15 protein-coding genes are annotated in these 15,984 nt (G+C 41.7%); 10 read left to right on the forward strand and 5 right to left on the reverse strand.

The features are described from left to right. Positions 1–213: 213 nt before the first annotated feature. Together BFG52_RS06935 and BFG52_RS17150 are read right to left on the reverse strand one after the other, a co-directional pair. Positions 214–813, reverse strand: a complete 600-nt coding sequence (locus tag BFG52_RS06935) for an undecaprenyl-diphosphatase (RefSeq protein WP_067553929.1) — start codon at positions 811–813, stop codon at positions 214–216. A 147-nt stretch (positions 814–960) separates the two neighbouring features. Next, entirely contained in the window at positions 961–1,107 is a 147-nt protein-coding gene (locus BFG52_RS17150) for a hypothetical protein (protein WP_169817564.1), read from the reverse strand. A gap of 5 nt (positions 1,108–1,112) precedes the next feature. On the opposite strand from BFG52_RS17150, the gene ybaK reads away from it, so the two are divergent. Beyond that, entirely contained in the window at positions 1,113–1,583 is a 471-nt protein-coding gene (gene ybaK, locus BFG52_RS06940; protein ID WP_067553931.1) for a Cys-tRNA(Pro) deacylase, read from the forward strand. A 101-nt stretch (positions 1,584–1,684) separates the two neighbouring features. After that, positions 1,685–2,041: a hypothetical protein gene (locus BFG52_RS06945; protein WP_157758079.1), complete on the forward strand. Its 357-nt coding sequence runs from the start codon at positions 1,685–1,687 to the stop codon at positions 2,039–2,041. 185 nt (positions 2,042–2,226) lie between these two features. Here BFG52_RS06945 and BFG52_RS06950 read toward each other — a convergent pair whose 3' ends face one another. Further along, on the reverse strand, positions 2,227–2,688 hold the full coding sequence (locus tag BFG52_RS06950; RefSeq protein WP_067553937.1) for a hypothetical protein: 462 nt from the start codon (positions 2,686–2,688) through the stop codon (positions 2,227–2,229). Positions 2,689–2,913: 225 nt separating this feature from the next. Here BFG52_RS06950 and BFG52_RS06955 point away from each other — a divergent pair, with 225 nt between their 5' ends. The 8 genes from BFG52_RS06955 to BFG52_RS06990 all read left to right on the forward strand — a co-directional run bounded on the left by BFG52_RS06955 (position 2,914) and on the right by BFG52_RS06990 (position 13,725). After that, positions 2,914–4,554: a CTP synthase gene (locus BFG52_RS06955; protein WP_067553940.1), complete on the forward strand. Its 1,641-nt coding sequence runs from the start codon at positions 2,914–2,916 to the stop codon at positions 4,552–4,554. Between the two features lie 62 nt (positions 4,555–4,616). Beyond that, the gene (kdsA, locus tag BFG52_RS06960) at positions 4,617–5,474 is read left to right on the forward strand and encodes a 3-deoxy-8-phosphooctulonate synthase (RefSeq protein ID WP_067553943.1); all 858 of its coding nucleotides are present in this window, start codon (positions 4,617–4,619) and stop codon (positions 5,472–5,474) included. A 45-nt stretch (positions 5,475–5,519) separates the two neighbouring features. Next, positions 5,520–6,809, forward strand: a complete 1,290-nt coding sequence (eno, locus tag BFG52_RS06965) for a phosphopyruvate hydratase (RefSeq protein ID WP_067553946.1) — start codon at positions 5,520–5,522, stop codon at positions 6,807–6,809. A 13-nt stretch (positions 6,810–6,822) separates the two neighbouring features. Continuing rightward, entirely contained in the window at positions 6,823–7,215 is a 393-nt protein-coding gene (locus tag BFG52_RS06970) for a septum formation initiator family protein (protein ID WP_067553948.1), read from the forward strand. Further along, complete coding sequence (gene ispD, locus BFG52_RS06975; protein ID WP_067553951.1) at positions 7,178–7,906, forward strand: 2-C-methyl-D-erythritol 4-phosphate cytidylyltransferase; 729 nt, start codon at positions 7,178–7,180, stop codon at positions 7,904–7,906. Before BFG52_RS06970 ends, ispD begins: the two co-directional genes overlap by 38 nt. Before the next feature lie 202 nt (positions 7,907–8,108). Continuing rightward, positions 8,109–11,570: a transcription-repair coupling factor gene (mfd, locus tag BFG52_RS06980; RefSeq protein ID WP_067553954.1), complete on the forward strand. Its 3,462-nt coding sequence runs from the start codon at positions 8,109–8,111 to the stop codon at positions 11,568–11,570. A gap of 193 nt (positions 11,571–11,763) precedes the next feature. After that, positions 11,764–12,198, forward strand: coding sequence for an HIT domain-containing protein (locus tag BFG52_RS06985; RefSeq protein ID WP_067553956.1), 435 nt, complete (start codon positions 11,764–11,766; stop codon positions 12,196–12,198). Positions 12,199–12,243: 45 nt separating this feature from the next. Further along, complete coding sequence (locus BFG52_RS06990) at positions 12,244–13,725, forward strand: adenylate/guanylate cyclase domain-containing protein (RefSeq protein ID WP_067553959.1); 1,482 nt, start codon at positions 12,244–12,246, stop codon at positions 13,723–13,725. Positions 13,726–13,766: 41 nt separating this feature from the next. On the opposite strand, the gene fdx is transcribed toward BFG52_RS06990, so the two are convergent. Together fdx and hscA are read right to left on the reverse strand one after the other, a co-directional pair. Further along, positions 13,767–14,105 carry an ISC system 2Fe-2S type ferredoxin gene (fdx, locus tag BFG52_RS06995; protein WP_067553962.1) on the reverse strand — a complete coding sequence of 113 codons (339 nt, stop codon included), beginning with the start codon at positions 14,103–14,105 and terminating at the stop codon, positions 13,767–13,769. A 13-nt stretch (positions 14,106–14,118) separates the two neighbouring features. Further along, positions 14,119–15,984, reverse strand: a complete 1,866-nt coding sequence (gene hscA / locus BFG52_RS07000; RefSeq protein WP_067553964.1) for a Fe-S protein assembly chaperone HscA — start codon at positions 15,982–15,984, stop codon at positions 14,119–14,121.

Consider the following 15,984-nt stretch of genomic DNA (forward strand, 5'->3'; position numbering starts at 1 on the left):
TAAATGATTGTAGCATGTAGATATATTTCTAAAAATTATTTTAGTATGTATGGCAATATGTCGATGGGCTTAATATTGTACCGTAATTTTAGCGTGTTGAAGCTGTATATATGTTCTAGGGTGGCTGCTTAAACGCTTATACTTAAACCCTTATAAAAGCTAGCTGTTCAATGGCTCTGTATTGTTCCAATATAGAGCCATGACGAGATGTGTTTATTTAGATAGCCAGCCCCGATGAATAAATGGGCGAAAAATAAGGTGGTAGATATAAAGGCTATAATGCATGATTGGTCCTTGGCAATATGGCCAAACATAATGCACCACATAACTACAGCATGCAGTGACCATTAGTGCACCGAACATATCAAATGGAAAGTGTACGCCAACATAAATACGTGACCACGCCATTAGAAAAGTCGTTGCACCAAGTATAATGGCAATGGCATATTTTTTTGCCAATAAAAAACTAAATAATACCGAACTAAATATCAACATATGGTTGCTTGGAAAAGAATAGGTTGCCGCGTGTTCGATGAGGTTTTGCCCAACACCTAAAACAAAAGGTCTAGGATGTGGATAAACTAAAGAAATCAAATAACCTACCAAGAGGGCAATAGCACAATTGATCATGGCTTTTAGTGCTAAAGATTTCTGCGTATATTGTCCAAATGCCCAATAAGCCAATAAAAAAATCGCCAGCAAATAAAGCGTATCTTTTGCCAGAAAAATGGCTAAATGAATATCAAAATTTGAAGCGCTAATCGGTGCATTGATATATTGAAAAAGTGTGATATTGAGGTGTTCGAGCGACATATTTTCCCAGCAAGGCATAGTAAAATAGTCCCGTATTATAGCCATGCGCCCAGCTTTATCTTGTATCACAGCGAGAATATTACAAAAATATTAAAATTTTGCTTATTTTGTCGGCATATTGCTATTTTAAGTCTATAAGTTAGCCAGTTACTGTGCGTTATCTCTTAAAATTTGTGCATTATTCCAGTGTATAAGCGGTTTTTTATCACAAAATATAAAATCCATCTCAGTTAAAAACTTGCTCTGTTGTACCAGCCCGATTAGCATAATGCTGCGTTCAACTTTTAATTTCATTGATTATGACCCCTGCATGTAAGTTTTTAAAAACACAAAAAATCGATTTCAGTATTCATAGCTATGAGCATGATCCGCAGGCAAAGAACTTTGGTTTGGAAGCGGCTGAAAAGCTTGGTTTGGCCATACATGAAGTTTTTAAGACCTTATTGGTCTGCGATGATAAACACTACTTTGTGGCGATTTTGCCTGTGGCACATCAGCTGAACCTAAAGAAAGTCGCTGCAGTTTTTGCCCGTAAAAAAGTACAGATGGCTGAACCCAAAGATGCAGAACGTTTAACAGGGTATTTAGTCGGGGGGATTAGCCCTTTTGCTCAAAAAAAGCGTTTAAAAACGGTGATATGCTCTAGCGCAGCTGCACTCGATAAGGTCTATGTCAGTGGTGGAAAAAGAGGTTTAGACATCGGACTGAAACCAGATGATCTCATCGCGGTATTGGGTGCTCAATATGCCGATATCGTAGAGACCCCATAAACTTACTGAGGCTGTGATTGTTAAATTGTTAAAAAACTCTGCAATAGCCAAATACTGTCACAGCCTAATAAACAGTATTATGCTCAATAAAAATGTGAAATATGATGAAAAAAATAGTATTGATGACCTTGATGAGCGTGCTAAGTTTTCACGCTTATAGCCATGATGATCGTGAAATGTGTGAAAATTTAGCGATTCAAGCTGAGTGGATTATGATTGCGCGGCAAAGTAATACCTCACAACAACAAGTTTACGATATCGTTGCTGAAGCGCAACATGGTGGCGAACACGGTGAAATGTTAAGTGATGTGATTAGAGCTGCATATGCGCTGCCTATTTTTAAGTCGGATCAGGAAAAACAATTGGCAGTCAAAGGTTTTGGTCGGGAAGTGCTGCAATCTTGTATGGATGATGATGAGTTTGATGTGCCAGATACAAGATCTGCTACAGAGCTTTAGTCTACAAGTCGGCATTTTAGCCTGTGAACTTTCCTCTCATTTAAAGTGTTTATTTAAATAAAGTGTTTATTTAAAATTTTAAAGATATTTCCCAACTAAAAAGCGATATATCACTGACATATCGCTTTTTATTTTTGCCAGAACTACTGATCAAGATCGTTTTGACGTCACAGCACAGGCTTAAGTTAGTTTTTTAATGCTGGGGTTGCCGCAGCAATGGCAGCGGCAACAGCATCATCTTCTGATTGTGCTGCGCTAGATTTAGCCGTTGTACTGCTATTTTTGGGTGCAGCAGTAGCTTCTTTGTCTTTGGTATTTTCTGTTTTTACTGTAGCTGCAGGGCTATTATTTTCATTGCTAGCAGCCGGTGGCGTTTGTTCAATGCTTGGCTGTGCTGGTTGCGCGTGTTGTTCTGGCTCATGTTGCGTGCTTTCACTTGGTGCTGGCGTAGCAAGAGGAGCAGGCTGTTGTGGCTCAGTGCTGGTATTGCTGGCATCTACACTATTTAGATTTTGGAATTCAGCAGGTGCAGTTTGCTCAGTTTGCGTTTCGGTTTGCTGTTCTTCTTTCGGCGGCTCTTTTTTAACACATGCAGCAACTAAAAGTGTGGCTGCGATCACACCGCAGAGTAAAAGTTTGTTATTCATGGCGACTCTTACATGGTTCATCAAAAATTTCATTTATTATAGCAGTAAAATTAAAGATAAAAATCATTGTCTTTAGTGAAAAGAAATAATCGGGAATGTTGATAAAATAACCGATTGTTTGCAGTTATTTGAATTGATGCGCTTTGACTTTGCTTTATAGGGGCATAGTAAAGTAAAATTGCGCAACATTGTAAGCCGATTCGGCTCGATTGTACGAGAGACTCAATGACCCATTTTATATTTGTCACTGGCGGTGTGGTTTCATCACTAGGTAAAGGTATTTCAGCTGCTTCTGTTGCCGCTCTTTTAGAAGCCCGTGGATTAAAAGTTACCATGGTTAAAATGGATCCATATATTAATGTCGATCCAGGGACGATGAGTCCTTTTCAACATGGTGAAGTCTTTGTAACAGAAGATGGTGCCGAAACTGATTTGGATTTGGGCTATTACGAACGTTTCTTACGTCATGCCAAAATGACCAAACGCAATAACTTTACATCTGGTCGTGTATACCAAGATGTACTCAATAAAGAGCGTCGTGGTGATTACTTGGGTGGCACAGTTCAGGTTATTCCGCATATCACAGACAATATCAAAGAACGCGTGCTTTTAGCTGGTGAAGGCTATGATGTTGCGATCGTTGAAATTGGCGGTACGGTTGGCGATATCGAGTCTCTACCCTTTATGGAAGCGGTACGTCAGCTCTTGGTTGAGCTTGGTCATAAGCGCAGCATGCTTATGCACTTGACTTTATTGCCTTATATTCGTTCTGCTCAAGAATTAAAAACTAAACCAACGCAGCACTCAGTAAAAGAGTTGTTATCGATTGGTATTCAGCCCGATATTTTAATCTGTCGTACTGAGCATGAAGTGGATGCTGAAACGATCCGTAAAATTGCATTGTTTACCAACGTTGAAGCTCGTGCGGTAGTGGTTTGCCAAGATGCCAAAACAATTTATCAGATTCCGCGTACTTTCTATGAGCAAGATGTTGACGATTTAATCTGTGAACGTTTTGGTTATGCTGATGCACCAGAAGCCAATTTAGAAGATTGGGATAATGTTGTGGAAGCGCTTTTAAATCCTGAATATGTTGTTCGTATTGCCATGGTCGGTAAATACGTCGAATTGCCAGATGCTTATAAATCTGTCAATGAAGCATTATTACATGCGGGTATACAAAATCGGGTCAAAGTCGAAATTGACTATGTTAATGCCGAAGAACTTGAGCAACAAGATGTTGCACAGGTATTAAAATCTGCCGATGCAATCTTGGTGCCAGGTGGTTTTGGTGAGCGTGGTACTGAAGGCAAAATGAAAGCCATTCAATATGCGCGTGAAAATGGCGTACCCTTCTTAGGCATTTGTTTGGGGATGCAATTGGCAGTGATTGAGTTTGCGCGTCATGTTGCAGGCATGCCAGAAGCAACATCAACAGAATTTAACCGTGCCACCAAATATCCATTGATTGGTCTCATTACAGAATGGTTAGATGAGCGTGGTGAAGTGCAACAACGTAGTGTTGAGTCTGATTTAGGCGGTACTATGCGCTTGGGTGCGCAAAAGTCTGAGTTAGTCGCAGGCACAAAAACACGTGAAATTTATGCTCAAGCAGAAATTGTAGAGCGTCATCGTCATCGTTATGAAATGAATAATCGTTTTATTGAAGCGGTAGAACAGGCGGGTATGAAAGTTTCTGGTTATTCAGCAGTACAACATTTAGTTGAAACTATTGAAATTCCAGAACATCCATGGTTTATTGCGGTACAATTCCACCCAGAATTTACCAGCTCGCCACGTGATGGACATCCATTATTTGCTAGCTTTATTGATGCGGCAAAAGTGCATTATCAGAAAAGCCATTAATGTTATGTATGCATGTGTTTTAGTTTATGCCATTTCTTCATTCATTATAAGAGGGATTCTTCATGTCACAACTACAAGCACAACACATTGTGCGTTTAGGTGATATCAATATCGCAAACCATTTGCCTTTTGTGTTGTTTGGTGGCATGAACGTGCTTGAGTCTAAAGACTTGGCATTTGAAATCGCAGCGACCTATGTCGATATCTGTCAGCGTTTAGACATTCCATATGTATTTAAGGCTAGTTTTGATAAGGCGAACCGTTCTAGTCTGCATTCTTTTCGCGGTCCGGGCTTAGAAAAAGGCATGCAATGGTTGGCAGAGATTAAACAGCATTTTAATGTACCGGTAATTACCGATGTACATGAGCCTTATCAAGCCGCTGCTGTAGCAGAGGTTGCAGATATTATCCAGTTACCAGCTTTTTTGAGCCGTCAAACCGACTTGGTTGAAGCCATGGCAAAGACGCAAGCGATCATTAATATCAAAAAAGCACAGTTTCTTGCCCCACATGAAATGCGGCATATCCTGCATAAATGCTTAGAAGCAGGTAATGACAAACTTATTTTGTGTGAGCGAGGTTCAGCATTCGGTTATAACAACCTAGTGGTGGATATGCTGGCTTTTGATAGCATGAAAGCCTTTGATGTGCCAGTCTTTTTTGATGTGACGCATGCCTTACAAACCCCAGGTGGACGCGCTGATTCAGCTGGTGGACGTCGCGCGCAAATTACAACTTTAGCGCGAGCAGGCATGGCAACAGGGCTGGCTGGGTTATTTTTAGAAGCACATCCAGATCCTGAACAAGCAAAATGCGACGGTCCTTGTGCGCTGCGATTGACACAACTTGAACCGTTTTTAGAACAGATCAAACAATTGGATTCTTTGGTCAAAGGATTCAAACAACTAGATACTCATTGATACTATTTAAGTATCGCTGTCATTTAATCAACTGAGGAAATATTCATGAGCCAAATCGTTGACATACGTGCACGTGAAATTTTGGACTCTCGTGGTAACCCCACGATCGAAGCTGATGTCGTTTTAGATTCTGGTGTAGTCGGCCGTGCATCTGCACCATCTGGTGCTTCAACAGGTTCTCGTGAGGCTTTGGAACTCCGTGATGGCGATGCAAATCGTTACTTAGGTAAAGGTGTTCGCCAAGCAGTTGAAAATGTTAAAACCGCTATTCGTGATGCCTTGTTAGGTGAAAATGTTTTTGAACAAAAAGCATTAGATAACAAAATGATCGCCTTAGACGGTACAGAAAATAAAGAAAAACTTGGTGCCAATGCAACGCTTGCAGTGTCTTTGGCTGCAGCACGCGCAGCGGCGACTGAGAAAAAAGTAGAGTTATATCAATATATCGCTGATTTGCGTGGACAAAGCACATTGTCTATGCCTGTGCCGATGATGAATATCTTAAATGGTGGTGCACATGCCGATAACACCGTTGATATTCAAGAGTTTATGATTGAGCCCGTCGGATTCAGTAGTTTTGCAGAAAGCTTGCGTGCTGGCGCAGAAGTATTTCATGCTTTGAAATCAGTTTTGAAAAAACAAGGCTTGAATACTGCGGTAGGTGATGAGGGGGGCTTTGCACCGAACTTACGTTCCAATGAAGAAGCCATCACAGTCATTTTACAAGCAATTGAAAAAACTGGTTATAAGGCTGGTTCTGACATTATGTTGGCATTAGACTGCGCATCTTCTGAGTTTTATAAAGATGGTCAGTATATTTTAGCGGGTGAAGGCAATAAAGCATTTACCAGTAACCAGTTCTCTGATTACTTGGCAGGTTTGGCTGCACAATATCCGATTATCTCAATTGAAGATGGTTTGGATGAATCTGATTGGGAAGGCTGGGCATATTTAACATCAATTCTGGGTGATAAGATTCAATTGGTGGGTGATGATTTATTCGTTACCAATCCAAAAATCTTACAACGTGGTATTGATGAGAAAGTTGGTAATGCTATTCTGATCAAATATAACCAAATTGGTACGTTGTCTGAAACTTTAGATGCAATCTATTTAGCCAAAGCGAATGGTTATAACACCGTGATTTCACACCGTTCTGGCGAAACAGAAGATTCGACGATTGCTGATCTTGCTGTGGGTACGGCTGCAGGTCAAATCAAGACAGGTTCACTTTGTCGTTCTGACCGTGTTGCGAAATATAACCAATTATTGCGTATCGAAGAGTTGACTAAAGCCGTGTATCGCGGTAAAGCTGAATTCAAAGGTCTGAACTAAGCTTTGTATACTCATGTTAGAAGTCTTTAAAACAACTTCAAGTAAATTGTTATTGCTGCTGACGATTATTGTCGTCAGCTGGCTGCAATACCAATTTTGGAATGGTGAGGGGGGCTATTTCCCTCACCAAGCCTTAATGGAACGCATTCAAGAAGAAGCAGATAAGAATGAAGAAGTTAAGGAAAGCAATCGCATCTTGGCTGCCGAAGTTTATGACTTAAAAAACGGTGCTGAAGCCATTGAAGAACATGCTCGATTAGATTTAGGTCTAATTAAGCCGCACGAAACCTTTGTACAAATGAGCACCATTAGTACACAGTATCAACCGATATATATCGACTCTACAGCCGATCAAGATTTAAGAAATAATGAAGATGACGACCCTGCACCTGAATTCCAGCAGTAAACTATGGGCTATTATTCCAGCCGCAGGTTCGGGACAGCGTTTTTCATCTAAGCATCTAAAGCAATATCAAGAGATTGCAGGACAAAGTGTGTTGCAGCATAGTGTGGCGCGCTTAAATCAATTGCCGCTGGCTGGTTATGTGATTGCCTGTGCGCAGCAGGACGATTATTTACAAACATTACAATTTGCACAGCCAACACGGATGCACCGTTGTGTTGGTGGGCAAGAGCGTGTGCAGAGTGTATATAATGCGTTAATGTATCTGGCAGATTATGCTGCCGATGATGACTGGGTGTTGGTGCATGATGCTGCACGACCTTGTGTACATCTTGATAATCTGCTTGAACTACTGGCTACGGCACAACAGACCCAGCACAGCGCAATTTTAGCTACCCCAGTACGGGATACTTTAAAGAAAGCGCAGCATCAAGCCGATCAAATTGAGCATACAGTCAGTCGTGAACAGTTATGGCAGGCACAGACACCACAAATCGCACAATATGCTGTGTTATGTCGGGCTTTACAGCGCGCTATGGCTGATGATTGTTTGCTTACCGATGAGGCGAGTGCTTTAGAATATTGTCAGCAACCTGTACATTTGGTACAGGGACGAGCAGATAATATTAAAATTACTTATCCAGAAGATTTATTGTTGGCGGAGATGATATTAATACAACAGCAAAGTGTTTAATCTGCACAATGGCTTCTCTGCCCAGTCGAGGACTCAGTAAAATAAGCAGCCAAGGACTGAGTAAAATAATATAGCCATCATAAATGCTATAGTTACTATAATAATGAAAAAACAATAGCGGCAATTCGATAATAAAAACGCTTAAATTAAAATCTAGCATGATACTATAGTGCCCTGTCGATCTCAGTATAGTCCCAGTTTTATGTTTCAAAACGTTATTTCACAACTGAATTTAAAACAACTTAAAGCCAAAGAAAAACGATGGATAGGTCAGGCTTTAGGTTCTGCCGCTGCATTATTATTAGGAGAGATTGCCAAACAACCACAGCAACTGCTGGTGGTGGTCGCAAAAAATAATCAGCATTTGGCGCAGTTGGAAAGTGAGTTGGAGTTTTACGGACAAAAAGCTGTGGTATTTCCTGATTGGGAAATTTTGCCCTATGATCGCTTATCACCACATCAAGACATTGTATCTGAACGACTGTCGATACTCTCTAATATGCCACAACAGGGCATTGTATTGCTTTCAGCACAGACCTTGGCACAGCGTGTTGCACCACTATCTTGGGTACTGGGCGAACACTTTGATATTGCTGTTGGGCAAAAACTGGATTTAGAAAAACAAAAAGCGAAACTGATACAAGCGGGTTATCATTTGGTCGATACAGTATATGATCATGGGGAGTTTGCTGTACGCGGGAGTATTTTAGATATTTATGCATCTGGGCAAAAACAGCCAATTCGCATTGATTTATTTGATGATGAAATTGATAGTTTAAAATTCTTTGATCCAGAAACGCAGCGGACAACTGAGCAATTAAAACACTTTACCGTATTACCCGCCAAAGAATTCCCACTCAAAGATGCGCGCTCATTATTTAGAGACCGTTATGCGCAAGTTTTTAGTCGTGCCAATCCTAAGAAAAATCCGATTTATTTAGATGCGCTTGAGGGGATAGCATCGCCTGGCTTAGATTTTTATTTTCCCTTGTTCTTTACTGAACAGCAAATGCAGCAAGAAAGCCATTTTAGTCATTATTTACCCCGTCATGCCCTGATTGTAAGTGATGAACATCTTGATGATCATCTGAGTCGCTTTTGGGTGGATATTATGCGACGCTATGAAGACCGTCGACATAATATCGATCAACCGATTTTAGCACCAGAAGATTTATTTATTCCGCAGCAGCAATTACTTCACGATTTAAACCAATTCCCGCGTTTGGTTGTGTCTGAGCAAGAGATTGTGCCGCGAGCGGGCGTGGTGAATTTACCCGTTGAACCACCACCACGTTTGGCCGTCGATCCTAAACATGCGCGCCCATTCCAGCAGGTGGAGCACTATTTACAGCAGCGTGAAAATGCCGTGCTCTTTGTCGCAGAGAGTGCTGGGCGTCGTGAAAGTATGCGTGATGCACTTAGAGCGGTGATCGGTGATATCCCAGTGGTTGCGAGTTTTGCAGACTTTTTACAGATCACTGCAAACAACAATGTTGCTATTACGACAGCACCTTTAGATCGCGGATTATCCATTGCGGGTGAAATATCGGTTATTGCAGAAAACCAACTGTATGAACATCGTGTAGTACAACGTCGTCGTAAACGTCAACAAGAAATTTCTGAAGAATTCCTCATTCGCAGTTTAACGGAATTAAGTATAGGGGCACCCGTGGTACATATCGATCATGGTGTTGGGCGCTATGCGGGCTTGGTGACTTTATGTATAGATGAACAAGACCACGAGTTTTTGCAACTTGATTATGCCGATGCCGCCAAAGTTTATGTACCTGTTACGCACTTGCATTTGATTAGTCGTTATAGTGGGGGTGATCCAGATCTGGCACCTTTACATAAACTGGGCACAGATGCGTGGAATAAAGCCAAACGTAAAGCGATGGAGCAGATTCATGATGTTGCTGCTGAATTATTGCATATTCAAGCGCGTCGCCAGTCCAAAGCAGGTTTAAGCTTTGCCTTGGATGAAGCTGCTTATCGACAGTTTAGCAGTGGGTTTGCTTATGAGGAAACACCGGATCAGGCCAATGCCATTGAAGCAACGTTAGCAGATATGCAGCGTGCCAAGCCCATGGACCGCTTGGTCTGTGGTGATGTGGGCTTTGGTAAGACCGAAGTGGCAATGCGGGCAGCCTTTGTTGCGGTGCAAAATGGTTTGCAAGTTGCGGTGCTTGTGCCCACAACTTTATTGGCACAACAACATTATGAGTCTTTCCGTGATCGTTTTGCCGATTGGCCAATTCGTATCGAGGTGTTATCGCGTTTTGGTTCTAGTAAAAAACATCAGCAAATCATTGAAGATCTTGCCAATGCCAAAGTGGATATCGTGATAGGTACCCATAAGATTTTGCAAGAGAACATTCAGTTTAAACAACTGGGACTCATGATTGTTGATGAAGAACATCGTTTTGGTGTACGTGATAAAGAACGTATCAAAGCCATGCGTGCCGATATCGACATGTTGACCCTGACGGCTACACCGATTCCACGGACCTTAAATATGGCATTTTCGGGGATGCGTGATTTATCCATCATTGCCACACCTCCGGCTCGACGTTTGGCAGTCAAAACTTTTGTGATGGAACAAACTGACGCGACTTTAAAAGAAGCGATATTACGTGAATTATTACGTGGAGGGCAGGTTTATGTTCTGCACAATGAAGTCGATAGCATAGAGCGTGCTGCAGAAAATTTACGTGAGTTGATTCCAGAGGCTCGTGTGGCGGTGGCGCATGGGCAAATGCGTGAACGTGAGCTAGAGCAGGTCATGCAGCAGTTTTATCACAAAGAATATAATGTCTTGGTTTGTTCTACTATTATTGAAACGGGGATTGATGTTCCCAATGCCAATACCATTATTATTGAGCGCGCAGATAAATTGGGCTTGGCACAATTGCATCAATTGCGTGGTCGAGTTGGACGTTCACATCATCAAGCTTATGCCTACCTCATGGTACCGTCGATCAAGGGGCTGAAAGGCGATGCGGAAAAACGTTTGGATGCGATCCAGCGTGCTGCCAATTTGGGGGCCGGTTTTATTTTGGCGACCGAAGATTTGGAAATTCGTGGTGCAGGGGAACTGCTGGGTGAACAGCAGAGTGGTTCTATGCAAGCCATTGGTTATAGTCTTTATATGGAAATGCTAGAGAAGGCAACCAAAGCCATTCAGCAAGGTAAAACCCCAAATCTGGATGCACCGTTAAGCTTAACCGCAGAAATTAGCTTACATATGCCGGCCTTAATTCCTGATGATTATTTAGGCGATGTTCATCAACGTTTATTATTTTATAAACGGATTAGTAATACCGCTTCTCAAGAGCAGTTGGATCATATTCGTATGGAATTGATCGATCGTTTTGGACAATTACCACAGCCTGTGAAGCAGTTGTTTAGTGTACATAAACTGCGTATTCAAGCGGAGCAATTGGGTATTACCAAGATCGATGTGGCTGCACAAGGCGGTAGTCTTGAGTTCGCGCCAGACACACCAGTACAAGCAATTACGATTATTCAATTAATGCAAAAAAATCCGACCTATTACCGGATGGAGGGTGGGCAACGCTTGAAAGTCACGGTCAATCTAGAGGACTATGCACAACGCATAGCATTTTTAGAGCAATTGCTGGCACAGCTCTTGAACGCAGCCTAGTTTGCCGTGCTATCAGTGCTTTAAGGGCGGCTTTTTGTACAAGCTCGCCCAATGCGATTTAATCGTTCTAAGTAGTTGATTCTCATTGTGGCAAAAGTACGGATTTTGTATGAAAAGCGCCGCAGAATAATATTCACTGTGGGCGTGTTGTGGTAGTATTAGCCATCATCTTCGTTATGTCATTTATAAAGATATGTTTAGTTTGCATCCTCAACTTGCTCAAGATACTTTTTTTGTCGGTGATTTTCCGCTTTCTACATGTCGTTTAATGAATGATATGCAGTTTCCGTGGTTAATTCTCATTCCTCGAGTCGCGGGTATTAGCGAACTGTACGAATTATCTCAAGCTGACCAAGAGCAGTTTTTACGTGAGTCAAGCTGGTTATCAAGTCAGTTATCACGTGTATTTCGTGCAGACAAAATGAACGTTGCGGCTTTAGGTAATGTCGTACCACAATTGCATTTTCATCATGTGGTGCGTTATCAAAATGATGTCGCATGGCCAAAACCAGTATGGGGCAATACCGCTGTACCGTATAGCAATGAAGTTTTAGCGCATATGCGCCAGACACTGATGTTAGCACTACGTGGACAAGGCGATATGCCATTTGACTGGAGAATGGATTAAACGCTGCCAGCAGTTTGCGAGCATAAATTTGGAGTAAGCTAAATCGTGCTATTAAACAGTATGATCTATCAGGGACCTAGAAAATTCGAGCTATATCAACGCTTAATGGGTTATTTACTGATTGGCTTGCTTGTTACTGTGTATTACTTTAGCACTGAAGGTACACAGTATCAGATTTATGTGCCTGTATTTATTGCTGTGGTTTTTTTGAGTATTTTAAAATTCTCGCGTTGGCTACAATATAAATATAAATCTCAGGTACGTCGTAATATCTTATTTTTATGCGATGTTATTGTGGTTTCAGTGGTACTGGCTGCTGTACATCTAGATTTATCTATTAGCTTTGCATTGGTTTTATGTTTGATCTATGCCGCAATGATTTATCGTATTTCATTGCTAATGGTTTCAATGTTTAGTCTAATTGCAGTCATTATCTTTTATCTCAATATTATTTTAATTTTTGGTTTTTCCGACTATTTCCAGGCCAGTGCAGTGGAAATTACCACATTAACTGGAATTGGTCTGATTTTATTTGTCGGTGTTGGTGAATATTATCACCAAAATAATTTCCGCCAACTGAAGGATGAAAAAGACAATTATTTTAATGAAATGAACCGCTATATTGAGCTATCCAATCAGCTCAGTCGCTATGCACCTTTACAATTATGGCAAGCGATTATGCGCGGTGAAACAGAAGCAAAATTAGAATATAAACGTAAAAAAATAACCATCTTCTTCTCAGATATCCAAGGCTTTACCGAGTTAAGTGAACGCTTAATCCCAGATGATTTGGCTTTTTTACTCAACGATTATCTCAGTCAAATGACAGATATTGCACGCCAATATGGCGCAACCATCGATAAGTTTATGGGCGATGCAATCCTAATCTTCTTTGGCGATCCAGATTCTAAAGGGGTGGAGCAGGATGCGATCAATTGCGTCGATATGGCATTGGCAATGCGTCAGCAAATGAAGTTTCTGCGACAACGTTGGTTAAAAATGGGCTATCCTGAACTGCATATACGGATGGGGATTAGTACAGGATATTGCCACGTTGGCAACTATGGCACGATTCATCGCATGACTTATACCATTGTTGGTCGAGATGCCAACTTGGCGGCACGTTTACAGAGTTTGGCTGAAATCGATGAAATTTTAATTTCAGATGAAACATTTAAGTTGGTTAAAAACAATTATCTGTGTAGTCCTAAAGCCGCGGCCGAGCTTAAGGGGATTCAAGGTTTAGTAAAAAGCTGGCAAGTGGTAGAAAAACTCAATGCTGAGTCTCAAGATATACAGCATTGGTTTGATTATGAGTATAAAGGCTTTCATTTATTGTTAAATCTAGAAGCTGTGCAAAACTATGAATACAATGAGCTGATACAAGTGCTTGAACAAATGATTAAACGGATTCAATTACAACAACAACTGACAGATAGCGCGGGTGTGGCAAAGTTACAGCTCGAAGATGAAATAACCGATCTGGATCACGTGCAGCATAGCAAAGTCGTTAAAAAGGCCACCTAGTGGTGGCCATGGATGTGCATCGCATCAGCGAAGCAGCAACTTTAGTGGTTTTCTGAAGCATGGTTCAGACTATACTTAGGAATTTCCACTTCTAAATCTTCATCTTCTACAATCACTTGACAAGATAAGCGCGAGTCTGCTTCTAAGCCCCAAGCACGGTCAAGTAGATCGGCTTCTTCATCTCCCATTTCTTCAAGGCTATTAAAGCCTTTACGAACAATCACATGGCATGTAGTACAAGCACGGGACATATCACAAGCATGCTCAATTTTGATGTTGTGATCTAATAGGCTTTTACATAGGTTGGCATTATGCTCAACTTCAAACTCAGCGCCTTCGGGGCAGTATTGCGCATGCGGGAGTACTTTAATACGCGGCATAGTCTTTACCTATCTATTGATTTGAGTTTGACCAATCTTCAAGCTTGGTGCCTTTAAGTGCATTATCAATATGTTGATTCATACGAGTCGCAGCAAAAGCATCACTATGAACTTTCAATTGTTGCGCCGCTGCTTCAATATCAGTTGCGTTATCACTCTGGGTGAGTACGTTTTGAAGTTGAAGTTTGGCCTGATTGAGAGCATTGAATTGATCGTTAGTCAGTAAATGTGCATCTTTGTTCAAAGCTTGTTCGAGAGCCTCTAGCTCACGTTCAGCTTCGAGTTTGGTTTCATTAAAATGACGGGATTGTTTGTCTTGTTCGGCAAACTGATAGGCCTCGAGCAATAGTCGTTCGGTATCTGCATCAGATAAGCCGTAGCTCGGTTTGATATCGATATGCGCTTGCACGCCAGAGCTTGTTTCTTTGGCAGTAACACTGAGTAAACCATCGGCATCGACTTGGAAGGTTACTTCGATACGCGCTTGACCCGCTACCATGGGGGGGATTCCGCTAAGAATCACACGACCTAAACTTCGACAGTGCTCCACCAGATCTCGTTCACCTTGTACCACATGGATCAGCATGGCACTTTGGCCATCTTGATAGGTGGTAAATTCTTGACGTCGTGTCACAGGAATGGCGGTATTGCGAGAAATAATGCGTTCAACCAAGCCACCCATGGTCTCTAGTCCCAATGACAGTGGCGTAACATCTAGCAATAAGGCATTCTCTTGACTGTTACCAGCCAATTGATTGGCAGTAATTGCTGCACCGAGCGCCACCACTTCATCTGGATTCAGAGAACATAAGGGCTGTTGAGCAAAAAATTGTTCTACTGCATTTTGTACGGCATAAGAGCGTGTTGAACCACCAACCAAAACTACAGCTTGTACATCATTGGTCGTTAATTTGGCATCACGTAATACGCGTTTGCATACCTGAATGGTTTTGTCTAAAGCAATCTGGATGATGTTTTCAAAGTCGCTGCGGGTCAAGTGCAGTTGATGTTGTAAAATATGTAGATCAACTTGCTGTTGTTGGCTAAGCGCTTCTTTGGCTTGACGAGCAGCACTAATAAAATGTGCATATTCTGTGTCATTCAACTGTTCGATATTGAGCTGTTTTTTTGCCCATTTTACGATCAAACGGTCAAGATCATCGCCACCTAATGCTGTATGACCACCCGTCGCTAAAACCTCGAAAACACCTTGGCTAAAGCGTAAGATGGACACATCAAAAGTACCGCCACCTAAGTCATAAATCACATAATTTTGATCGTGGTCTAAAGCATGTTGTTGGTCTAAGCCATATGCGACAGCAGCGGCAGTCGGCTCATTCAGTAGACGCAATACATTTAAGCCAGCCAATTGTGCAGCATCGCGCGTTGCTTGGCGTTGTGCTTCATCAAAATAAGCAGGAACTGTAATGACTGCACCAAAAATAGGTTGCGCTAAAGTTTTTTCTGCCCGTAATTTCAGCTGCTGTAAGATCACTGCTGAAATTTCAACAGGAGTCTTATGACCTTGTGCTGTCTCGAATGCTGGCATTTGCTGGTCGTTGCCTAGCAAATGATAAGGGTGTTGAAACTTGATATCTGACTGAGAGCGTCCCATAAAGCGTTTTACAGAAACAATAGTATTTTGTGGATCAGTCAATAGATAAGCCTTGGCAGCTTCACCACTTATGGTTTGCTCGGCAGCGTAGTGCACAATAGAGGGAAATAACACACGACCTTGTTCATCATTGAGCACTTGGGCTTGACCAGAACGTACCGTGGCGACCAAAGAGTGTGTGGTACCTAAATCGATACCAATCGCAATACGGTGTTCATGTGGCGCACTTGATTGACCAGGTTCTGCAATTTGCAAGAGTGCCAT

This window comes from Acinetobacter larvae (genome assembly GCF_001704115.1).
GTDB classification, from domain to species: Bacteria; Pseudomonadota; Gammaproteobacteria; order Pseudomonadales; family Moraxellaceae; genus Acinetobacter; species Acinetobacter larvae.